Below are 23012 nucleotides of genomic sequence, written 5' to 3' on the forward strand. Positions count from 1 at the left end.
TCGAAGCCGCAGAACGTGGCGTGGACATAAATTGTTTAGTATCAGTAAAAAGAGCGATGTAATTTTAGTACGAGTGAGTGATAGAGCAGGAACCTATGCTTCATATATTCAGTAAATGGTATGTTTTTGAATTAATAGGTATTTTTAAATAAAGCTTTCTTTGATTTAGTGCTTTTTATTTAATAAATTAATTTTAAAAACAACTTAGGCTAATTGATAAACACTATCTGGAAAGATTAAAAGAAAATATTTTTTAATTTCTGCTAATTCATTTAAGGCAGGTTCCCTTTCAAGCAGTTGAAATGTCCAAATAAGTACAGCCTGATGATTATCATAGCAAGTATTTACTCCAAGAAAATTAGCCATTCCATAACTTCTATTGATGTTCATTTCTTTAATTAATTGATTTCCTAAGTCACGAGCTTGCTGGCTGATCAATAACTCATTTGGTAACACGGCGGTCATCTCCACAAAATAATCTAATGCAGGTTCAATCCTTATATTTAAAAAGTTATAATTTAGTTGAAATGGATAAAATATACTTTCTATAAGTTGTAATAACCTGCTGTAGGTTAATTTTAGCAAAGTATTACTCAGTCAACAACTTCAAATAACCCACAGCAAGTTATTTTTTGTAAATTAATTTAAATATGATTACTTGTAAGTTATCTAGCCTCATGGGCGATAGAAAAATTTTAAAATTAAGTGAAGTGGTGCATGCAACAGGTATCAATCGCAACACGCTCACAAGTATGTATTATGACCGTGCTGTACGTATTGAATTACCAGTCGCCGATAAGTTGTGTAAGTACTTTAACTGTACGATGAATGATTTGTTTGAGTTTAAGGAAGAAGTTGAAGAAAAAGATTAACTTAATACTTCGTTTGATAAGTTTTTCGAAGAAAAAGACTAGCCAATACTTAGTTTGATAAGTTTTTCTCTGCAGATCTAATATTGAATTTTATAAAATATCATTACAAACAGATACTAATTTCATTACTTCTAAAATGAAATCAATCGAATGGTAGAGTTTTTTTGCTATTTGCATTTTAAGGTGGGATTTTGAGGCCTTGTTGCGCAAACCTACCGATAAGGTCTTATACAGCAATAGCCTACACCTAAATTTATCGTACACCGAATTGGTCATCCTACAATCATGCTTTGATCAATCATGGTAATTTTACAATTTGGTTTGATACTAAGATTCAATGATATTCGCAGTCACAAGGAAAACATGGTCGAAATCAAACTTATTCTGACATAGCCATTCAGTGCTATCTCATGATTAAATCCTTATTTCGTCTTTCTGTATGCATGGTGACTGGCTTTGTCCAAAGCTTGATTAAACTTTGCGGATTAGATTGGACAGCTCTGGATTATTCAACCATTCGCAGAAGACAAAAGCATATTGATATTCAAATTAGCTATGAAAAGAGTTGCAATGGACTGCATCTACTCGTTGATTCCACGGATTTGAAGTTCTTAGGTGAAGGTGAATGGAAACGTAAAAAGCATTAGCCGAAATATCGTCGCCAATGGCGTAAACTTCATATTGGTATAGATACTAAAACCCTGCTAGGTAGAACACTATGGAAAAAATGGTCAGGCTATCATCGCCGAAGTTTGGTCGAAACAAAGATGCACTGCATCAAATTATTAGGCGATAAATTAATGGCAAGAAGCTTTCCTAGTCAGATGAGTGAAATTCATGCTCGCGTAGCAGTCCTCAACAGATTTATGGAATTAGGCCGACCTAATACCCGAGTTGTAACTTAAATTTGAGTTGCTTAGGAAAACTCAATCTTTAAAGGCTTTATGCAACAAAGAACTTCGAAATTGATTTATGGATTATGAGCACCCTAAGGGCTTATAATTCAAAATATTTTCAATTATGGGGTGGTGAATTTTGGATAAGGTGAAAGCAAAAAAAATAGGGTAAGCGGATTAAATGGTTGATCTTACCTTTGCATGAGAGTGAGGCAAACCGGCATCTCATCGGATTATCTGGTTGGCACTCCAACCTACTGCTGATGCATGCTTCCCTCGCTAATTCCAGCAAGAACCCCACACGCCTTAACTTCCCGGTCATCGTTGCAACGCGCTCTTAGTGAAACGAGTTGTTTCTCAAGCGCCTGTAGAGCGGTTATCTGCGAGCGCACATGAGAGATGTGATCATCGAGCAAGGCATTGACAGCGGTACAGGACTGATAAGGGTCGTCCTGATAGCGCTTTAGTTCGTGAATTTCTGCCAGTGACAGATCCAGGATGCGGCAGCGACGAATAAAGGCCAGCCGCTCAACGTGTTTCTCGGTATAGACACGGTAACCGTTCTCCTGCCGACCAGGCGGCGGCAACAAGCCCTGCCGTTCGTAGAAGCGGATCGTCTGTGTATCTACCCCTACTGACTGTGCCAACTGACCAATACGCATCGGGTTCCTCCGCAACGGATTCTCTACGCTATTGACATTATAGCTACTATATAGTTTTAAATGAAAACCCGATCACATTCAAGTGGAGTCATATCATGAGTAAAAACTGCGGAGGCCCCTGTGGCGACCATGCAAGGCCTGCGGCGGATACCGATATGCAGGCCTCCTCCGATGCGTCGGGGGAATGGGTCAGTGTTTATGCCGTGCCGAAGATGGACTGTCCATCAGAAGAGCGCATGATTCGCCTGGCCCTGAACGGCGTTGAGGGGATTCGGGCACTGTCCTTCGACTTGTCGAACCGCCGGTTGAAGGTCGTGCATGACGGTGAGGTCGAGCCCGTCACCTCGAAACTGAAGACCTTGGGGCTAGGCGCCTCGCTTCAGGAAACCGTCGCTGCAAATCCGGAGACCATCAAGGCCGCCGAGTTTTCGGCAGCTTCTGCTAAGCAAGAATCCGGGACCCTGCGCTGGTTGCTCGGCATCAATGTACTTCTGTTCGTGGTGGAAATGACTGCCGGTCTGATCGCCCGGTCCACCGGCCTGATTGGAGAATCCCTGGACAATTTTGCCGATGCGGCGGTGTACGGGCTTGCCCTTTATGCGGTTGGACATAGCGTGAAAATGCAGGTACGTGCCGCGCATCTTGCTGGTGTACTGCAACTGATCTTGGCTGTGGGCGTACTCATAGAGGTGGTGAGACGCTTTGTATTCGGTAGTGAGCCTGAATCGCTGGTGATGATGGCTATCGCATTCGTCGCATTGATTGCCAATACCAGTTGTCTGCTGCTCATATCCAAACATCGGGAGGGCGGGGCGCACATGAAGGCAAGCTGGATATTCTCGGCCAACGACGTGGTGATCAACCTGGGGGTCATCACCGCCGGCGCTCTGGTCGCGTGGACCGGGTCCAATTATCCGGATCTGATTATCGGCACCATCGCGGGGGTAATTGTACTTAACGGTGCTAGACGCATTCTGGCGCTCAAGGATTAAGCAATGTCCATTTTTGGCAAACATCTGTCACCGTACGCTCTGTTGTCCATATCGGGCCTGCTGGCAGCGTCTGATCAGGCCATAAAATGGCTGGTGCAACAATCAATGGCATATGGCGAGTCTATTTCAGTGACCTCATTCTTTAACTGGGTACACGTATGGAATACCGGTGCCGCATTCAGTCTTTTTGCGAATGGTGGAGGCTGGCAGCGCTACTTTTTTATCGGAATCGCGGTAGTGGTCTCGATTTTTCTGATCAAGCTGATCCTTGAAAATCGTCATAAAGGAGAAGCCATCGCTTACAGTCTTATCCTCGGTGGCGCCATGGGCAACCTGATTGACCGGGTCTTTCGCGGCTATGTTGTGGATTCCTTTGATTTCTATTGGCGAGACTGGCATTGGCCGGCCTTCAACCTGGCTGATATTGCAATTGTCCTCGGTGCCTTACTTTTAGTTTCCAGCAGCTTGTTGGGTAAAAAAGCAAACACCAATGCCGAGTCGGATGGATCTGACTGACACCTACGCCTATACAACACCATGACCGAACTTCCCGACAACATCCTTCACCTGCCGCAATACCAAGTACTGGGCTGCAAATCAACCGACGACGAAATGCACTTCCAGGTGGACGTGCCCGATCCCATCGCCTGCGAGGAATGCGGCGTGCAGGGTGAGTTCGTACGGTTCGGCAAGCGTGACGTTCCCTATCGTGATCTGCCCATCCACGGCAAGCGGGTCACTCTCTGGGTGGTCCGCCGCCGATACACCTGCCGGGCCTGCAAGACAACATTCAGGCCCCAGCTACCGGAGATGGTGGACGGATTCCGTATGACACTGCGGCTGCATGAGTACGTGGAGAAGGAATCCTTCAACCACCCCTACACCTTTGTGGCGGCACAGACCGGCCTGGACGAGAAGACGGTGCGCGACATCTTCAACGCCCGCGCCGAGTTGCTGGGGCGCTGGCACCGCTTCGAGACGCCCCGCATCCTGGGCATTGACGAGCTATACCTGAACAAGCGCTACCGCTGCATTCTGACCAACATTGAGGAGCGAACCCTGCTCGACCTGCTGGCCACCCGCCGCCAGGACGTGGTGACCAACTACCTGATGAAGCTGAAAGACCGGCAGAAGGTCGAGATCGTCAGCATGGACATGTGGAACCCCTACCGGGCAGCGGTCAAGGCTGTGCTGCCCCAGGCCCGTATCGTGGTCGATAAGTTCCATGTGGTGCGCATGGCCAACGATGCCCTAGAGAGAGTGCGCAAGGACCTCAGAAAGGAGCTGAAACCGTCCCAGAGCCGGACTCTCAAGGGAGACCGGAAAATCCTGCTGAAACGCGCTCACGAAGTCTCAGACCGGGAGCGCCTCATCATGGAGACCTGGACAGGCGCGTTCCCGCAACTGCTGGCCGCCTACGAGCACAAGGAGCGCTTCTACGGCATCTGGGACGCCACCACACGGCTCCAGGCAGAAGCCGCTCTGGACGAGTGGATAGCCACCATCCCGAAGGGCCAAAAGGAAGTCTGGAGCGATCTGGTCAGGGCAGTGGGAAACTGGCGCGAAGAGACCATGACCTACTTCGAGACGGACATGCCCGTCACCAACGCTTACACGGAGTCCATCAACCGACTGGCCAAGGACAAGAACCGTGAAGGGCGCGGTTACTCCTTCGAGGTGATGCGGGCACGAATGCTCTACACCACGAAGCACAAGAAGAAGGCACCGACTGCGAAGGTCTCTCCTTTCTACAAGAAAACCATCGGTTACGGACTGCCGGACTTCGCAGAGGAACTCAACTACGGAGTCGATCTATCAACCATCTGAGGGTGGTATCAGATTGATGGGGTGAAGGTGCCCCATCAACCATTAAATCCGTATACCCCATTTTTTGACATATTAGATTTTTGATGTGGGGAAATATTACATTTGAGACTATTTAAAAATTTTATACATCTATAAAAACTATTGATGGCTACAAGCTGATCATTTTATTTAATGATAATTATTATTATCTTTTTGTATCTTTACTGAGCAATATTCCTTGTTAAACAAAATAAATTCAATGATTTAGTGTTGTTTTTCTAGGTTCTTTTATAGAATTGAAATAGTAAATGATAATAATTATCATTAGTTCTATTTTAACTACAAACTCCCTTGTACTTAAGATGTGTTTCAGGCCTAAAACATTTCGAAAAACAAATTAACTCTTTTGAAAGAGGATATCGACAGATGCATTCACTTGCTAATCGGTTGGCGTTACAACATTTCGTCAATGCATATACGCAAGAAACTGGCAAAGGTCACTTGCTTCATAAAAGTCAGCAATCTCTTCAACTACAGACGTTTAGCCAAGGTTTGACGCTGTTATCAATACCGATTACCTCTATTCAAGCACGTTGCTTTTTCCCTTTATCTTATGTGAGCTGTGTGGGGCGACATCGCTTAGCAGATCTTCCGCAAATTATCATCGATGAAAAAATTAAGGTATTTAGTCCTGTAGCAATTGTTGGGTTGTTGCTAGAAGAACTTGTTCAAGAAGCCGCTGTTCATCTAGATGCTGCTTCATTAGTTGAAAAATGGATTCAAAGTCGAGATGCGCTACAACAGTTTTTACAAAATCGTGAATATGAATTTGATGATTTAGTAAAAGCAGGGCAAAGCTTTATTGAAACAGAGCAAGCTTTGATTTTAGGGCATAGTATGCATCCCGCGCCAAAAAGTAGGACAGGCTTTGTTCATGAAGATTGGTTAAACTTTTCTCCTGAAAATAAAGGTAAGACTCAACTTCATTATTGGCTAGTGCACCAAGATTATATTGCAGAAGGTAGTGCGACTGATGAACCTATTTCAGCGCAATTAAAAACTGCGTTACAGTGGTATTTATCTGAAAGTGATCTCAATTTATTAAAGACACATGCGGAATATAAGTTACTTCCTTTACATCCATGGCAAGCGCGTTATTTACAGGGCAAAGCTTGGTTTGAACGATTAAAGCAAACAGGGCAACTGATTGATTTGGGCTTGCGTGGTTGGCAATTCTCTCCAACCACTTCCATACGCACATTAGCGAGCTTCAATGCACCTTGGATGATGAAGCCGTCACTTTCAGTGATGATTACCAATTCTATTCGAGTGAATTTGGCCAAAGAATGTCATCGTGGTGAATTGACACATCGTCTGTGGCATAGTGAGTTTGGGCAAAATATTCTTAAACAGTGTCCAAGTCTAAAAGCAGTCAATGATCCAGCTTGGATCGCTTTAAAAATCGATGATGAAGTGATCAATGAAAGTATTTGTATTTTCCGAGATCAACCATTCCATCCACAACAACAAGTCACTTGTATCGCATCTTTGTGCCAAGATCATCCGATCAAGCCTTTAAATCGTTTTAATGCCTTATTTGCAAAAATTGCGAAAGCCCATCCTGATGCTGAAGTTTCAGAGATTGCTTCAGATTGGTTTAATCGGTTCCTCGAAGTCAGTTTGCAGCCTTTGATGTATCTATACCATCGTTATGGTATGGCATTTGAGTCACATCAACAAAATGTATTATTAGAACTCGAAAACCATTTTCCTAAAACTTTATGGTTACGTGATAACCAAGGTTTTTATTATATTGAAGAATTTGCCACTGAAATTCTGCAAGCACTTCCTGAACTGAAAGAAAAAGCCTTTGCGGTAGGTCCGAAAGCTTTTGTTGATGAACGTTTTAGTTATTATTTCTTTGGCAATACTTTGTTCGGGATTATTAATGCCATCGGTGCAACAGGCTATATCACTGAAGATGAATTGTTAGCGCATCTAACTGGATTTTTAGAAGAGCAATTACAGCAATATCCTGAGAGTACCTTAATACAAGGACTACTGTTCAATTCAACGCTGCCTTATAAAGGCAACTTGCTGACACGTTTGCATGAATTAGACGAGTTGATCGCACCTGTAGAAAATCAATCTGTTTACGTGCAACTGCCAAATCCACTGCGTATTTCACAGAAGGATGTCAGTTATGCTTGATTTTATTGGAATTGGTCTAGGACCTTTTAATTTAAGTCTTGCTAGTTTGCTACAAAACAAAAGCTCACTCGATTACGTATTTTTTGAGCAAAAGGCGCAATTTGATTGGCATGCAGGTATGCAACTACCTAATACGGTATTACAAGTGCCATTTATGGCAGATTTAGTCTCGATGGTTGATCCAACCAGTCCATTTAGTTTTTTGAATTATCTGCGTCATCAGCAACGTTTGTATAAGTTTTACTTTTTAGAGCAGCCACATATTCCACGTTGTGAATACAACCACTATTGCCAATGGGTTGCAGAACAACTTGATTGTATCGAATACCAGTCGCAGGTTCTAAAGATTGAACCTCAAACGATAGGTTTTAAAGTAGTCGTTGAATCAAACGGTGTTCAGCAAAGTTATTTATGCCGTCATTTAGTGATTGGAAGTGGTAATGTGCCATATTTGCCTGAATGTTTGGCAAAGATTCAGAAAGTCCGTCCACAACAATGTCTGCATTCAGCACAGTATATGACGCATGCCGATACAGATTTACATGGCGATGTGGTCGTACTTGGTTCTGGACAATCTGCAGCTGAAGTGTTTATCGACTTATTTGATGAACAGCAAGATACTGTTAATCATCAGTTTGATTTGCATTGGTTTACTCGTTCTCAAGGTTTCTTCCCGATGGAGTATGCGCCATTAGGTTTGGAACATTTTAGTCCAGATTATGCACAGCATTTTTATGATTTGACTGCGCAGCAAAAGGAACAGCAGTTAAAGCAACAAGCCTTGTTATACAAGGGAATTAGTGCAAAAACCATTCGGGAAATTTATCAAAGACTTTATCACCGCAGTATTGCAGGTCAAAGCTTACAGACACATTTACATAGTCAATGTGATTTGAAAGATGCAGAAGCATTGGATACACAAAAAATCCGACTGCATTTCCAGCATCGTGCTACAGCTCAGTCTTTTCATCTCGACTGTGATTTTCTTGTAGCCGCGACGGGTTATTTCACACCTGATTTTGGTTTTATGCAGTTGCTCAAGCCATACATCGAGTTTGATCATAAACAGCGTTGGCAGATTACAGACGACTATCGTGTTGTACATCGGCTGAATGGTCATATTTTTGTTCAAAATCAGGAAATGCATAGTCATGGTGTCGGCACACCTGATTTAGGTCTTGGTGCTTATCGTGCAGCAAAGATCATTAATCAATTGCTTGCTGAGCCTCTTTATGAATTAGGCAATCAAGCGCAGACATTCCAACACTTTAATCTCTCTCAAAATCCAAAAATTTGTATGGCAGATGACAAAGCACAATCAAACGAGTGCCTTTGCGAAAATTCTCCCAATAAAAACCATTCAATTTTCAAGAAAACAGAACAGAACGTGATGACGGCGCATCCTAATCGTCGTGGTGCAAACACACATACACAAACTGCTTCTGTACATTCAACATATGAGAAACTGATATGAACTTTGCAACTTTAAAAATTAATCAGCAGCAATGGCGTGCCGCAGGACAACGTCTTATTGAAATGGCGATTGCAGAGTTTCTATACGAAGAAATTATTGAAGTTAAAGCATTGTCAGCAGGGCGTTATCGTTTAGATTTAGGCAATCGTCAGTATGAGTTTCAAGGAAATCAATATCTACTCGGACACTGGAATATTCAGGAAGCTTCGGTACGTGATGTGACTCATAGTCAGGAAAATGATCAACCTGCTTGGAACTTACATGAGTTTATTGTCGCAATGTCTGACAGTTCTAATGTTAAGCCATTTACCAAAGCGTATTTGATCAAAGAAATGAATAATACTTGGCTGGCAGAAGCACATTTGTTCAATGAAACACGTTTGCCAAGTATAGCGGTTTTGACAGAGCCACATTACAAAGTTGAAGGCATGCTACGTGGTCATCCTTGGCTCATCATGAGTAAAGGGCGTATGGGTTTTGGTTATGATGATTATTTAAGCGCTGCACCAGAGCTTTCACCTGAAGTTAAAGTGTTGTGGTTAGCCGTACATCGTGATTTAGCAGAGTATCGAAGTACTGAAGATTGGAGTGCCTGCGGTTTATATCAACATGAATTTGATGCCAATGAACTACAGCAGTTCATCAATATTCTCCAAGAAAAAAACCTAGATCCACAAAATTACTTTTTGATTCCCTTACATGCTTGGCAATGGCATCAATGGCTTGTTCCGACTTATGCCAATGAGATTGTGGATCAGAAAATTATTGAGTTAAATATCAGCCAAGATAGCTATGTGCCGATGCAATCAATCCGCACATTATGCAATACGTCAAACCTACAACGCCATTACATTAAGTTGCCTGTCAGTATTTTTAATACCGCTGTTTATCGTGGATTACCCTCAAAGCGTAATCTAGCAGCTCCAGCAGTGACCGCATGGTTAAAAAGAATTCATCAACAAGATCAAGACTTACAAAATACAGGTGTGATTTTCTTAGGTGAAGTTGCGACTTTAACTATCCATCAGCCGTGTTTTGACCGCATTGACGGTGCACCGTATCAATTTAAAGAGCTGTTCGGTTGTTTATGGCGTGAAAGTGTTGATCGTTATGTTGATCCATCTCATCAAGTGTTATCTCAAGCAGCATTGTTACACCGTGATATTTCAGGTCAATCGATCCTGAGCGTGTTGATCCAAGCATCAGGTTTAAGTCCTTTGGATTGGTTAGCACAATTTGCTCAAGTAAGCATGAGTCCATTATTACTTTGCTTATATCGTTATGGTTTAGCATTTTCACCACACGGTGAGAACACAATGTTGGTACATGAAAATGGTGTGCCGAAAGCCATGGTATTAAAAGATTTCATTGATGACATCAATTTAGTGGATGAGGATTTTCCTGAGTTAGCTCAGTTACCATCTGAAGCAGATTTATTACTCCGTCATGAAGCGACTGATCTAAGCCATTTTATTTTCACAGGTCTGTTCATGGTGCATTACCGCTATATCTGTAATGTGTTCTTGCAAGACTATCCTGAATATTCTGAGCTTGATTTCTGGCAGACCATTTCCAACACGATTGTTGAATTTAACCAAAAACACCCAGAACTGGCTGAACGTGCTGATAAATTCGCCATGCTGCGTCCAAGTTACACCAAAATTTGTTTAAACCGTGTACGTCTATTTACCACAAGTTATAACGATGAAGCAGAACGTCCTGTTCCTGTCTTCCTTGATCCTATTGCAAATCCAGTTAGCCCAGAAACATTGAAAACATGGGCAGAACAACCTCGCCAAGCAAAAGCGGGCTAATTTTATTCGTCATTTTATAGGTTCGATATGAAAACAATCTCTCAGCAATTACCAGATTATTTTGAATACTTTGAAGATGGTACACAGTACTACTTACGCCAAGTGCAATATCCTCAGGATATTCCTTTATTACATCAATGGATGCATGAGCCACATGTAATTCCTCAGTGGCAGTTAAATAAATCGGAACTAGAGTTACAAGTTTACTTCGACAAAATGTTAGCAGATGACCATCACCGCTTATTAATCGTCGGAATTGATGGCAAAGATGTGGGCTATACCGAAATTTATGAAGGTAAACGAGATCGTTTAGGCCGTTATTACGATGGTGATGACAATGATCTCGGTTGGCATCTCCTGTTTGGTGACAAATCTGTGTTTGGCAAAGGCTTCTTGCGACCAACCATTCGGTTACTCAGTTTTTACATTTTTGAACATTCGAAAGCTAAAAAAATTGTGGGTGAGCCAGATCATACCGTTAAACCTTATGCAGCAGTGGTGGCAGAACTTTGTTATGAAAGCCAACGGTTAATACCGATGCCTGAAAAAACAGCGATGTTGTACTACTGCTTCCGAGAAACTTTTTATCACAAGTTTGGGGAATATTACCAAACATCACAACAACAGCTAGCAGATCAGCCAGCCAAATTCCTGAGTGTTACATGAGCTTATATATCAATGAAATGCATATCTTAGACATGCGCTTTGCGGCGAATGTCTCTGTTGCAGAATTTGAACAATGGTTAGCACGGATTCAGCACTATTTCGAACATCAGCGAAATTTTGTGTTGATCATGCAAACCGATGCAAATACAGAATTTCCGGAGGAATATAGAGCAATCCAAGGCAAATGGTATAAGCAATATAAACAAGATTTTTACCAATATTGTTTGGGTTTTGCTCGTATTGCTCAAGATGAAGAAGATCGTATTCGATTGGATACACCAGCTCTGCACAAAGCTTGGCATGTTCCATATTTTGTGAGCGTAGATAAAGCTGAAGCCACACAATGGGCTTTGCAGAGGTATTTATGAATCAAAATTCATTAAATATTCAGAAAGTCTCAGCCTTGAGCCTGAGTGTCGTGGTGGTTTTATATCTCGCGCATGCCTTACCACTGTATTTTTATAATGTGGCCTTACCTGCGATTCTGCGTCATCAAGGCGTAGATTTACGTTGGATTGGCATGTTGTCGCTGCTCTATATTCCTTGGGCATTCAAGTTTTTTTGGGCACCACTAATTGATCGTTTTTATTTCAAAAAACTCGGTAAACGTAAAACTTGGCTTTTGTTTACGCAAATAGCTTTGGTGTTGGGGGTCGTTGCTTTGGCACTTACCCAATTCGATTACGGTCTTGGTGTATTTGTTATTGTCGGTTTATGGATTTCAACTTTTGCTGCAACTCAAGATATCGCAATTGATGGCTATACGGTCGAAACCTTTTCAGAATCTGAGTATCGACTAGGCAGTATGGCGCAAAGTATAGGTGTTGCGCTTGGCAGTATGGTTGGTGGAGCAGCAACTTTATGGCTGTATGAGCTTTATGGTTGGCAAACTGCACTGATTTCCTTAGCCGCTATGACAGCATTGACGATGTTGGCTATTTTCCAGATTAAAGAAAAATCAAATGTAGAGAAAATCTCAAAACAGCCGCCAAGTCTGATCCGTGCATTTAAACGTCCAGAAATGTTATGGGCATTAGCCTTGATCGTATGTTATCGAATTGTCGAAGCACCGGCTATGGCGATGCTGAATCCGATGCTGATTGATCAGAAATGGTCGTTGTCACAAATCGGCGTGCTGATGTCTGTAATAGGTGCAGGGATTGGATTATTAGCCGCTGTTTCAGCTGCATTTTTATTAAAAAAAATAGCCGCAACACAATTGCTGATCTGGGCTGGTTGGGCACGCAGTTTGGTTTACGCCTTGTTGGGTGTTGCAGTTTTACTCAGTTGGTTGAATCAATGGCATTTACTTCTTGGTGGCTTTGTCATTGTCATTCTTGCCATCCGCTATATCGCAATGACAGCCTTATATGCACATTTCATGCAGACCAGCTCCAAAGAACAAGCTGGTACTGATTTTACGATTTTAGTTTGCTTCGAACTATTGGTTTATTTTATTGGCGGTGCAGTCTCAGGTTTCTTAGCCAAAGCATTTGGTTATGGAAACTTCTATCTCATTCTCGCAGTTTCATCTGTTTTAAGCGTGTTGCTTAGTCAACTGCTTATTCGCAAAGCAAAACAAACGCAACAACTCATCTAGGGGTCATTTATGAAAGTTCGTTCACTTTCGACATCATTAACACTGCTCAGCTTGGCGATCAGTACGCAACTTTATGCTCAAAATGTCGAGCAGACTTCAACCGTAAATCAACTGGCACCGATTGTTATGACAGCAACTCGCTCAGCTCAAAGTATCGCTGAGATTGCGGGAACTGTTTACAGTATTAGCCAAGAAGACATTGCAAAACAAGCTGCTGCTGGTAAAAGTACCGCAGATATTTTAGGACTGTTGGTTCCATCTTTAACACCAAGTTCAGGTACGACCAGTAACTATGGGATGACCATGCGTGGTCGTACAGTGCAATATATGATTGATGGTGTTCCGCAAACGGGCTCACGCGATAGTTCACGCCAATTAAATAGCATTAGCCCAGACATGATCGAACGTGTTGAAGTCGTGTCAGGTGCAAGTAGTATTTATGGTGCAGGTGCTACAGGTGGGATCATCAATATCATCACCAAAAGAGGTTCGGGTGATGGTGTAAATTTTGAAACCAAACTCGGCGTTACTTCAGGTGATAATTTCAAAAGTGATGCTTTAGCTTATGAAGCGTTTCAGTCTGCATCATTTAACCAAGGGGATTGGAGTGGTTTTATAGGTGCTAGCTATACACAACGCGGTGAAATTCAAGATAGTCGAGGTGATCGTGTAGGTCCAGAAGTTGCACAAACAGATCGTCAAGATACTGAAACTGTAGATGTGAATGGTCGTTTAAGCTGGCAGTTGGCAGATAAGCAAAAATTAAGTATCGGTGCGCAATACTATAACGATGAGCAGGACAGTGAATATGGCGCTGATTATGGTCCAGGCTTATCTGTTTTACTTCTAGGGGCAAAACCTAGTCAAAAAGCTGTAAAAGGTTTAGAGCTTGATACTCAACCACGTACTAAGCGCAGTGCAGTAAATGCACAATATGAAAATCAGGATTTTCTTGGTCAGACTTTAAATGCAGAGGCGTATTATCGTACTGAAAAAGGGCGATTCTTCCCAAGTGCAAATGCTTTAGCACATGCATCCATTCCAGGTGGAAGAACATTTCTTGTTACCCAATCAGAAACAGATATTGATGTTTTTGGTGCTCGTTTAGCACTTCAAAGTAAACTCAATCTGGCAGAACGTGCATTAAATCTAACTTATGGTGTGGATTACGATAAGGAAAATGGCAAACAAACAGCACAACTTTATGATCTAAATACTTTTATCAGTAGTAATGGTCTAAAGTTTAAGCCCCTAAATAATTATGCTTTTGGTCCTGAGGTAGATACTGAAAAGCTTGGTTTCTTCTTACAAAGTCAATTTGAAGCAACTGATCGCTTAAATCTACAAGCAGGTATTCGTCATGAGCGCATCGATAGTGATGTTAAAGACTCAGTTCCATATTCTGAAGCAATGGTTGCCGATTTCGTTCCAACATACCAAGCTAAAACCTTAAAAGGTGGTTCAGTTAAGCATGATGCAACACTCTTTAATGTAGGCGCACTTTATCATTTAACTGATGCACAACAGGTGTTTGCAAATTTCTCGCAAGGTGCAAATTTACCTGATGTACAACGTATGCTAAGAGATGTCCCTGCAAACTTTGTCGTAAGTAACCAAACAATTGATCCAATCAAAGTAAATAGTTTTGAGCTGGGCTGGCGTCTACAAGATGATGCGTTAAGCACAGGGATCACTGCGTTCTATAACAAATCTGATAAGTCATTGAAATTTGGTCCTCCAAGTTTTGCAATTGAAGTTATTGATACAGATGAACGCGTGTATGGTATTGAAGGTAATGTCAAATATACCGTTTCAGATGATTGGAATGTAGGTGGGACTTTAGCTTATACACGTGGTCAGTTCAAAGACTCAAATGGTAAATGGCAAGAGTTAGATGCAATTCGTGTAGCACCTTTGAAAGCAACGGTTTATTCAGACTGGCAATTCAATGATGGTTTAGGTTTACGAGTACAAGCTTTGGCTATTGATGGTACGGATGAAGCACGTAAAGATGCGATTGCGAATGGTAGTACTCGTCCTCCAGCAGAAATCAAAGGTTTTGCAGTGATGGATGTGATTGCCAATGCAAAAGCAGGTCCAGGAACTTTAGGTTTTGGTGTATATAACGTGTGGAATACGGACTATAAGTCTGTTTATAGCCAAGCAGTTTCAACGGTTTACGGCGATATTTCGAGCTTGGCTGCTCAAGGTCGTACCTATGGTTTGAGCTACACTCTCAAGTACTAATCTTATCCAGAAGGCATCTTTTAGATGCCTTTTCTTTTGATGAATACTACCTATGCAACAAAATTTTAAATTATTGGCTTGGGCAACTCTAGCCAACGGTACTTGTTTTTCAATGATTTTACCTTTACTTGCCCCATTAATTCGTGAGCTTGGCTTAACAGAAGTACAGGGCGGAGTAATTGTTTCAGCGGGTGCAATTTGTATGGCGATTGCATCTATTCTGATTGCCAGAGGGGAAAAAATACAGACTCCTTATCAATTAATGAATTATGGTTTCTTGGGCATGACCATTACTTGGGCTATATTTACAGCGATTCTTTATTGGGGAATACAACAAACATTACCCGTAATGATAGTTTTTGCTTTGTTGGTGATTAGTCGAGCAAGTACTGGTGGTTTTATGGCTATGCCACAAATAGGTCTACAAAGTTATGTCATGCAACATGTCACAGAGGAACAACAACGCAGTCAAAAAATGGCAATGTATGGTGCGATGAATAGTTTAGGTATGATCGTCGGCCCATTTCTAACTTCAGTGTTATTGTTCGGTGGAATTTTATTGCCAATGTGGATTGCAGTTATTTTATTGGTGATTTTTAGTTTGATTATCACAATGTATTTTAAACATGATGAGGGTAAACAAAACACAATATTGGATCAAAAACAGCCTGTAAAAATAGAGCATTCATTTTCATTAAAACCAGCTATTCCTTGGCTTATTTTAGGATTTACTACCTATATGGCTATCGTGACGCTCAATATGACGGCAGGTTTTTATATTCAAGACCATTTTCATTTAAGCTCACAACAAAGTGCGATTTATTTTTCCCAATGTATGCTCATTGTTGGTTTTAGCTTAGTGATTACTCAGATCCTGATTGTAAAAGTACTTCATTTAAAACTGAAAGCTTTGGTATTGGTGGGTACGTTTAGCATGGTTATTGGACTCATCCTATCTTTAAGTGCAATCCATATTTGGATGTTTCAAATAAGTTATTTATTTTATGGGGTCGGAGTGGCAAGCCTTTTGCCTGCATTTACCACAGGGGCGGCTCAATCTGTTACGCAAGCTGCTCAAGTCAAAATGGCAAGTATTTGTACAGCTACTCAAGCGATTGGTCACATTGTGGCGCCTTTACTGAGCACTTTTCTATATCAGTTCGGCATTCACTTACCTTTTTATTTACTCTTAATATTGATGGTCACAGTGGCGGTCTACTTGTTGATCATATCCTATTCAAATCAGAATACGATGATAAGCAATAAGGTTAACTCCTAAATCAAATATGCTTGAAAGACAGAGAATATTAAATTTTTATGATTGCAGTCTCGTAAGGCTTTGTTGCACAAACCTATCTGTAAAGGCTTTTTCAGCGATATAATTTTCAAATGAAGAAGCCTACACACAAAATCTACCGCACAACCAATTGGCCCGCATATAACCGAGCACTCATGAGTCGCGGAAATATTGCCATTTGGTTTGATCCTGCTACGCAATGGTATGCGCCATCAAAAGGCAAACAAGGGCGAAATCAAACCTACTCCGACGCAGCCATCCAATGCTGCTTAATGATTAAATCCTTATTCCGTCTGTCTTTACGTATGGTCACTGGCTTTGTGCAAAGTCTGATTAAACTTTGCGGATTAAATTGGATAGCTCCAGATTACACCACGCTTTGTAGAAGACAAAAGCATATTGATATTGTAATCAGCTACCAAAAAAGTAGCGATGGGCTGCATCTACTCATGGACTCTACAGGCATGAAGTTTCTAGGTGAGGGCGAATGGAAACGCAAGAAACATGGACCTGAATATCGTCGCCAATGGCGTAAACTTCATATTGGTATAGATGCTAAAACCCTACAAATACGAGCAGTTCAGCTTACAACCAATAATGTCAGTGATTCACAGGTGCTTGGTGATTTACTTAATCAGATTCCACAAGATGAGCGGATTGACTCTGTTTATACCGATGGAGCTTATGACACCAAGCAATGCCGTCAGGTCATTGCAGATCGGCAAGCGCATGCGGTGATTCCACCTAGAAAAAATGCGAAACCATGGAAAGATACAAAGAGTAGCTCGCTAGAGCGAAATGAATTACTTCGAACAATTAAACGTTTAGGCAGGACACTATGGAAAAAATGGTCAGGCTATCATCGGCGAAGTTTGGTTGAAACTAAGATGCATTGCATCAAATTATTAGGAGATAAACTCAGTGCAAGGAGTTTTGATAGCCAAGTGAATGAGATCCATGCACGTGTAGCAGTCCTTAACAGATTTACGGAATTAGGTCGACCACTTACCCAAGTTACGCCTTAAATTTGGCTCAATTAGGGGCGCTTTGCATTTCAAATCTTTGTGCAACAAAGCCATTTGGAATATAAATAAGATTTAGTTAAAATTAACATTATTCATACAAATTAACATTATGTATTACATTTACTAATAATTTAAAATAATTAGTAGAAAAAAATTATGTTTTAATTATTTCTTTGATTATATAAGTTGAGAGTAAAAAATGATTAATACGGAATTTTCAAAGTGTATTTCTGCATGTACAAACTGTTCACTTATTTGTACTGAATGTGCAACTTCTTGTTTAAAAGAAAAAGATTTAGAGATGATGCGTGAATGTATTCAACGTTGTCTAGAATGTGCAGATATTTGTCAGTTATGTGTGCGTATGCAACAACATAACTCACCTTTCCTCAAAGAGATTTGTGAGCTTTGTGCTAAGATCTGTGAATATTGTGCGGAAGAGTGTGAAAAACATTCACATGATTATTGTAAAAAATGTGCTGAGGCTTGCCGTCAGTGTGCAGAAGAATGTCGAAAAATTGCCATGTAAAATACTTCAATAATGTTAATTATATGGCTCTAGACTAACATAATCATTCTGCTAGTCTAGAGCCTTTCCTAAAATTAACATAATACACCTTATACGAAGGCAAAAATGGGAGCTATAAGCTCCCATTTTTAGTCTTTAATTCGCTTTTTCGCTTCGTCATAAACTATGCTATCAGCTCGTTTTCCGACGGTAATGAGCAGGATAACTACCTGATCATCTTTAACTTGATAGACAAGTCGGACACCAGCTTTTAATAATTTGATTTTATAGCAACCTGCAAGATCGCCTCTAAGCATATTCTTTGGAATATGTGGCTGCTCTATGACTTTGGCTAGTTTCTTTTTAAATTGATCTCGTATAGCAACAGGGAGTTTTTCCCATTCTGCTGTAAAGTCCTTGTGACGTAAAAGCTTATAAGTCATCTAATGTGACTTCCTCAAACATCTCTTTAGGATCATTAATGCGCTTACGGACAAGAGCTAATAATTCTTCATCTTCTTCCGAAAGCAAAGCTTTTTTGACAGGTAGTTTTCCAGTCGTAGCAACATACTCAAGAATACTAGTGAAGAAATCAGTAGGTGCAATACCTTGCTCTTTAAGGATTGAATAAGATTTTTCTTTAAGGGCTTCATCGATCCTGAAGTTAACAGTAGCCATCATATTTCCCAAGTATTTAATGTACTAGGAATATTGTAATGCAAATTGCATTACAAGTCGTGTTATTCACCAATTAAAATGTCTATGCGATAAACCATTTAAAATGTCCTGTTTTTAACCACAAGAGTCAAGCACAGGATTTAAATTTCTTTGTTCAATAACAGCTTTCTGAGCTTTACGACTCGGCATACTTTTCTTGGCCCGGGAACGTTTATTCTGTTTTTCTAGTTCTTCATGCTGCTGTTGAATATGCGCCAGGACTGAACCTAACCGTTTATTCTCAACAATCTCATTTTGCTGTAGCCCAGCCAATTTATTGAAGATGCTGTAGTTGAGCTTTCGTCCCTCGTGTATGAGTGCCACAGTGCCATCCGGGTACTCCAGAAATGAAATGTATTGCCCAGCAAGCTTATGATTCAGCTCTGTCGGTTCAAGCAGATAAATACATTTGTCATACGTCAGGGTCAGATTCTTGGTGACCTTACGCGGTTCCTGCCAGGTAAAAATATCATCCAGTTCAAGATGAGATTCGGTTAATGGCCGATGCAGGTTCTTTGAGTTTCGCGCACATTTGGCGAACTTCTGATTGAACTGCTCAATAAAGCAGGGCAACCATGCATTTGCTTCTGCAATCGAACCGATTCCTTCCAGGCGCATCTCCTTGATCAGACGGTCCTGAAGGGTTCTGTTCGCTCGTTCTACGCGGCCTTTGGCCTGTGGGGAATTGGCGAAGATAATATCAATGTTTAACTCATTCAGAATCCGGCCAAATTGCGTGATCTTGCTGTCTTGGCTGGATTTCTGATTCACTCGGAATACCGAGTGTTTATCGCTATAAAAGGCCAAGGGCTTGCCGTATTGCTCAATGTAGGCTCGGGTTGAAAGCATATAGTCAAAGGTCGTTTCAGCTTCACAAAAGCGCAGATGCAACAGCTTGCCGGTAGCATCATCGATAAATACCAGCAAACAGCATTTGGTGGCTCTTCCTTCAAACCAGTCATGATATGAGCCATCAATCTGGATCAGTTCACCGAAGCAATCCCGGTTATAGCGTGGCTGGTATGGGCGTTTTAGACGTTTGGATCGAGGAATCCACAGGTCATTGGCCGTCATCCAGCGCCGAACCGTTTCTACCGGGATATTCAGGTCAAACATGCTGCTGAGCTTCTCATGCGCCAAGGTGGGTCCAAATCCAAGCAGATGTTCAGAAATAATGGAAACACATTTTGATTTTAACAAGTCGTCATGGCGACGATGACCAGGTTGACCACGACTGGCATGCGCCAGACCTGAAACACCATCTTGATTGAGCTTCTGCAATAATCGGGTAATTTGACGGGTGGAAAGATTCAGGATTTCAGCAGCACGGACCTGGGTAATACGATGATCTCGAACGTCTTGCAGAACTGCAAGACGTTGAATTTCTTTGTCAGACATAGTGATCAGCATCTATATTTTATATCCAGTCCATGGTGATAAAAATCATCATAAACCAGACATTTTTATTGGTGAGAATATAGACACTTTAAATGGGTTCTAACAAGTGTACTTCGTATAATATAGATTATGTTAAATAGGCGTAGATATAGAGCTTAATTAACAAAAATTCTCCAAACCCATTTAAAAATACTGCCAACCATATTAGGAAATAAATAACCTATAACGAAGCAACTGATTACTGTAAAAATTATAATTTTAGGTGAACTAACCGTAGAGCCTAGATATAAAGAGGAAAATATTGCTAGTCCTAGACCTAGGATGACCCCACCCACAGAATAGTAAAATGCTGTAATTAATCGTTCAGAATTATCCATTATTACCCCTGAATTTTTAATTAGGATTAAGAGGTTTAAAAATTTTATTAATAATAATTGCTTGCGATATATCGCAAGTATCACTTACCTCTACTTTCCATGAATAATTCCTTTTTTTAAGAGGAAAATCTTCTCCTCCACCATATGCAATTTTATCTCCGATATGGAAATTTTTATAGATAAAAACCTGATTTTTATACTTTTAACAATGATACAAAAAAATTAACTGAAGCAGATGTAATTGCTCTTTTTATGCCAACTATCGATTAAGCATTATCAGTATATTAAAACTATCACTTGGTTTACCTGTAAGTAAATTGAATACTTGGCATAATCCCAAATGGCTTGTTCATTGTAAGGTAAAGTGACAAAAGTAAAATAAGTCTACACAGCGCATTAAAAATACTGTGTCTGATTTTATGGTGATTCTGATGCTATCGCGATGAGTTTGCGCACTCTCTGAATATAGTATTTCGCTTCTTCATCGCGAGAGAAAGCACTGATACTGACTTTGACACCATCAGGCATTCTTAGTGTAACTATTGCAGCATCGTAAACAGGGTAGTCTGATTCCAGTTCAACTTTATATACTTGTAAATTTGAAAGGGGGTAATGTGTTAGCCTGCTTCTAAAAGGAGACTTTCTTTGAAGAATGATTTCTCTAGATATGGAATTTAACGTCAAATCAATTGAATCACCTAAAATTGCAAACCACAAAATCACAGTTGAAAAAACAAGAGGAAGGATCAAAAATCCGAAAGTTGCAAAAATGACTCCGAAAATTGGAGTATTTGTCCAATCTGTCGATTGTGCTAAGCCTAAATAGTACAAGACGAAAGGAATACAAAACAGAGACCAGGGCAGCAGAAAAAGCCGAATCCAAAAAGGAAATTCTCTTACGTAGCGTACTACATCTTCTTCGAAGATAATAAACTCCTCTGATCTTTGTAACTTATTTTTACTTATCATTTTCTTCTTGAATCACATATCTATCTTGATGGTGTTTTATTTATTATACGCTTATCAGTTTTTTTCTCATGGTAAACTTCTGATGAGTACGTTTATTTTACCAAGTTAAAGTCTCCGTTTTTATCAGCACACATCAACTCTAAAAAGTTCCTTCATCTTATGACACTTGCGCCACCTTAAGTTTATTTACCGTCTTAAATGAACCGTACCGGGTTTGTCGGAGACTTTTTTATTTAAGTTAAGCCACCTGACCTAACGGGTTAATCTTATCATAGTACATTGCTTCAAACTCAAAAGGCGATACATAACCCAGTGCACTGTGTACACGCTTTTTATTGAACCAATCTACCCAGTTTAGTGTCGCAAGTTGTACATCTGCTAAACCTTGCCAATCTGCTTTTAAATATTCAATCACCTCTGTTTTGTATAAGCCATTCACTGTTTCAGCCAGGGCATTATCGTATGAATCACCCGTTGTACCGACTGATGCTCGTAAATTTGCTGCTTCTAAACGATTGGTATAGCGAATAGAAAGATATTGCACACCTCTGTCGGAATGATGAATCACATTCTTTGGCATGCCTCGATCGTGCAAGGCTTGCTCTAATGCATCGAGCACCATATCTGTATTCATCCGTGTCGATACTTTCCATCCAACAATTGCTCGTGAGAACACATCAATAATAAAGGCGGTATAGACCCAGCCTGAATGAGTTTGAATATACGTAAAGTCACTCACCCACAGTTGGTCAGGATGATCAGCATTAAAATTACGTTTCACTAAATCATCTGCTCGTTTTTGTTCATCTCGGCTACGGGTGGTTTGTTTGTTCTTACCTCGCCAAACACCTTGTATACCTAGCTGCTGCATCAATCGAGCAACAGTACAGCGTGCAATAATATAGCCTTCACGTTTCAGTTTTTGCCAGACTTTACGTACACCATACCGACCTGAACTTTCCTTCCAAATTCGTTTAATTTGTTCAGCATGATGAAGGTCATGCAGATCCCGTTTCGCTCGATGTTCTGGATTGTCCGCGAGATCTAAAGTCCGGTAATAGGTTGAAGCTGCGATCGGTAAAATCCTACAAATCGCATCAACACCATATAAGTCTTTATTGTTATGGATGAAATCCACCATTATTTGTGTGGGCGGTCGAGCTCCGCCTGGGCGAAAAAAGCGGCTGCTTTGCGTAGAATTTCATTGGCACGCTTTAATTCTTTAATTTCACGTTCCATTTGCTTCATTTTTTCTTGGTCAGATATCTGTTGTACTTTGGCAGGATTTAGTTGATCCATATGCTTTAAATACCAAACACGCAATGTTTCAGGAGTACAACCGATTTTAGGAGCAATAGCTGTGATTGCTGCCCAAGTAGAAGGATAATCTTTTTCAGATTCAATTAGTAATTGAACCGCTCTTTCTCTAATTTCGGGGGTATAGTTTGGTTTTTTCATCGGAATAGTCTCTCAGAATATTG

The 23012-nt window shown here is 40.9% G+C and carries 21 protein-coding genes, 2 pseudogenes and 1 other annotated feature; of the genes and pseudogenes, 16 read left to right on the plus strand and 7 right to left on the minus strand.

Translation table 11 applies throughout. The features are described 5' to 3' along the window. Positions 1 to 204: 204 nt before the first annotated feature. Positions 205 to 456 (minus strand): hypothetical protein, encoded by a 252-nt coding sequence (locus tag AC4CU3_RS18050; protein ID WP_004658363.1) that lies wholly within the window; start codon positions 454 to 456, stop codon positions 205 to 207. 194 nt (positions 457 to 650) lie between these two features. Here AC4CU3_RS18050 and AC4CU3_RS18055 point away from each other — a divergent pair, with 194 nt between their 5' ends. Both AC4CU3_RS18055 and AC4CU3_RS18060 read left to right on the plus strand, forming a co-directional pair. Beyond that, positions 651 to 872 carry a helix-turn-helix domain-containing protein gene (locus AC4CU3_RS18055; protein WP_004658364.1) on the plus strand — a complete coding sequence of 74 codons (222 nt, stop codon included), beginning with the start codon at positions 651 to 653 and terminating at the stop codon, positions 870 to 872. Positions 873 to 1123: 251 nt separating this feature from the next. Beyond that, positions 1124 to 1777, plus strand: a pseudogene (locus AC4CU3_RS18060) (IS5 family transposase). A 245-nt stretch (positions 1778 to 2022) separates the two neighbouring features. Here AC4CU3_RS18060 and cadR read toward each other — a convergent pair. Continuing rightward, complete coding sequence (gene cadR, locus AC4CU3_RS18065; protein WP_004726831.1) at positions 2023 to 2430, minus strand: Cd(II)/Pb(II)-responsive transcriptional regulator; 408 nt, start codon at positions 2428 to 2430, stop codon at positions 2023 to 2025. A gap of 95 nt (positions 2431 to 2525) precedes the next feature. Here cadR and AC4CU3_RS18070 point away from each other — a divergent pair, with 95 nt between their 5' ends. The 13 genes from AC4CU3_RS18070 (at position 2526) to AC4CU3_RS18130 (ending at position 18091) form a co-directional block, all read left to right on the plus strand. Then, positions 2526 to 3422, plus strand: coding sequence for a cation efflux transmembrane domain-containing protein (locus tag AC4CU3_RS18070; protein WP_004726829.1), 897 nt, complete (start codon positions 2526 to 2528; stop codon positions 3420 to 3422). A 60-nt stretch (positions 3423 to 3482) separates the two neighbouring features. Then, positions 3483 to 3938, plus strand: a complete 456-nt coding sequence (gene lspA / locus AC4CU3_RS18075; RefSeq protein ID WP_227541509.1) for a signal peptidase II — start codon at positions 3483 to 3485, stop codon at positions 3936 to 3938. Positions 3939 to 3959: 21 nt separating this feature from the next. After that, positions 3960 to 5249, plus strand: a complete 1290-nt coding sequence (locus tag AC4CU3_RS18080; protein WP_000137810.1) for an ISL3-like element ISPpu12 family transposase — start codon at positions 3960 to 3962, stop codon at positions 5247 to 5249. A gap of 405 nt (positions 5250 to 5654) precedes the next feature. After that, the gene (gene acbA / locus AC4CU3_RS18085; protein ID WP_004781124.1) at positions 5655 to 7439 is read left to right on the plus strand and encodes an acinetoferrin biosynthesis protein AcbA; all 1785 of its coding nucleotides are present in this window, start codon (positions 5655 to 5657) and stop codon (positions 7437 to 7439) included. Continuing rightward, positions 7432 to 8913 (plus strand): acinetoferrin biosynthesis monooxygenase AcbB, encoded by a 1482-nt coding sequence (gene acbB / locus AC4CU3_RS18090; protein ID WP_004781126.1) that lies wholly within the window; start codon positions 7432 to 7434, stop codon positions 8911 to 8913. The genes acbA and acbB overlap by 8 nt, the downstream gene beginning before the upstream one ends. Further along, positions 8910 to 10727, plus strand: a complete 1818-nt coding sequence (acbC, locus tag AC4CU3_RS18095) for an acinetoferrin biosynthesis protein AcbC (protein ID WP_004726820.1) — start codon at positions 8910 to 8912, stop codon at positions 10725 to 10727. Before acbB ends, acbC begins: the two co-directional genes overlap by 4 nt. Before the next feature lie 27 nt (positions 10728 to 10754). Beyond that, positions 10755 to 11393: an acinetoferrin biosynthesis acetyltransferase AcbD gene (acbD, locus tag AC4CU3_RS18100; protein ID WP_004639035.1), complete on the plus strand. Its 639-nt coding sequence runs from the start codon at positions 10755 to 10757 to the stop codon at positions 11391 to 11393. Then, on the plus strand, positions 11390 to 11761 hold the full coding sequence (actB, locus tag AC4CU3_RS18105; protein WP_004281762.1) for a protein ActB: 372 nt from the start codon (positions 11390 to 11392) through the stop codon (positions 11759 to 11761). Before acbD ends, actB begins: the two co-directional genes overlap by 4 nt. After that, positions 11758 to 12993: an MFS transporter gene (locus tag AC4CU3_RS18110; RefSeq protein ID WP_004683789.1), complete on the plus strand. Its 1236-nt coding sequence runs from the start codon at positions 11758 to 11760 to the stop codon at positions 12991 to 12993. The genes actB and AC4CU3_RS18110 overlap by 4 nt, the downstream gene beginning before the upstream one ends. Before the next feature lie 9 nt (positions 12994 to 13002). Next, positions 13003 to 15240, plus strand: a complete 2238-nt coding sequence (locus AC4CU3_RS18115; protein ID WP_171265368.1) for a TonB-dependent receptor — start codon at positions 13003 to 13005, stop codon at positions 15238 to 15240. Positions 15241 to 15292: 52 nt separating this feature from the next. Continuing rightward, entirely contained in the window at positions 15293 to 16519 is a 1227-nt protein-coding gene (actD, locus tag AC4CU3_RS18120) for a putative acinetoferrin export transporter ActD (RefSeq protein WP_004781038.1), read from the plus strand. A 110-nt stretch (positions 16520 to 16629) separates the two neighbouring features. After that, positions 16630 to 17562, plus strand: coding sequence for an IS5-like element ISAba12 family transposase (locus tag AC4CU3_RS18125; protein WP_053579251.1), 933 nt, complete (start codon positions 16630 to 16632; stop codon positions 17560 to 17562). A gap of 199 nt (positions 17563 to 17761) precedes the next feature. Further along, positions 17762 to 18091 (plus strand): four-helix bundle copper-binding protein, encoded by a 330-nt coding sequence (locus tag AC4CU3_RS18130; RefSeq protein WP_004827037.1) that lies wholly within the window; start codon positions 17762 to 17764, stop codon positions 18089 to 18091. Between the two features lie 128 nt (positions 18092 to 18219). Here AC4CU3_RS18130 and AC4CU3_RS18135 read toward each other — a convergent pair whose 3' ends face one another. From AC4CU3_RS18135 to AC4CU3_RS18145, 3 genes are all read right to left on the minus strand, one after another. Next, positions 18220 to 18513 (minus strand): type II toxin-antitoxin system RelE family toxin, encoded by a 294-nt coding sequence (locus AC4CU3_RS18135; protein WP_000221358.1) that lies wholly within the window; start codon positions 18511 to 18513, stop codon positions 18220 to 18222. Next, complete coding sequence (locus AC4CU3_RS18140) at positions 18503 to 18748, minus strand: type II toxin-antitoxin system RelB/DinJ family antitoxin (protein ID WP_000246755.1); 246 nt, start codon at positions 18746 to 18748, stop codon at positions 18503 to 18505. Before AC4CU3_RS18140 ends, AC4CU3_RS18135 begins: the two co-directional genes overlap by 11 nt. A 114-nt stretch (positions 18749 to 18862) precedes the next feature. Further along, entirely contained in the window at positions 18863 to 20197 is a 1335-nt protein-coding gene (locus AC4CU3_RS18145) for an ISNCY family transposase (RefSeq protein WP_279045267.1), read from the minus strand. A 525-nt stretch (positions 20198 to 20722) separates the two neighbouring features. Between AC4CU3_RS18145 and AC4CU3_RS18150 the strand changes: the two are divergent. Continuing rightward, positions 20723 to 20832, plus strand: a pseudogene (locus AC4CU3_RS18150) (GFA family protein); the annotation flags it as partial. 147 nt (positions 20833 to 20979) lie between these two features. On the opposite strand, the gene AC4CU3_RS18155 reads toward AC4CU3_RS18150, so the two are convergent. Continuing rightward, entirely contained in the window at positions 20980 to 21531 is a 552-nt protein-coding gene (locus tag AC4CU3_RS18155) for a hypothetical protein (protein WP_119686772.1), read from the minus strand. Positions 21532 to 21769: 238 nt separating this feature from the next. Then, positions 21770 to 22989 (minus strand): IS3 family transposase gene (locus AC4CU3_RS18160; protein ID WP_490738481.1). Its coding sequence is split into 2 segments (ribosomal slippage): positions 21770 to 22713 and positions 22713 to 22989, totalling 1221 coding nucleotides; the frame shifts between segments, so codons are not numbered across the junction. Then, positions 22598 to 22714, minus strand: a sequence feature (AL1L pseudoknot). (Overlaps the previous gene by 117 nt.) Positions 22990 to 23012: the final 23 nt, after the last annotated feature.

This window comes from Acinetobacter sp. 802_lipA (assembly GCF_058242885.1).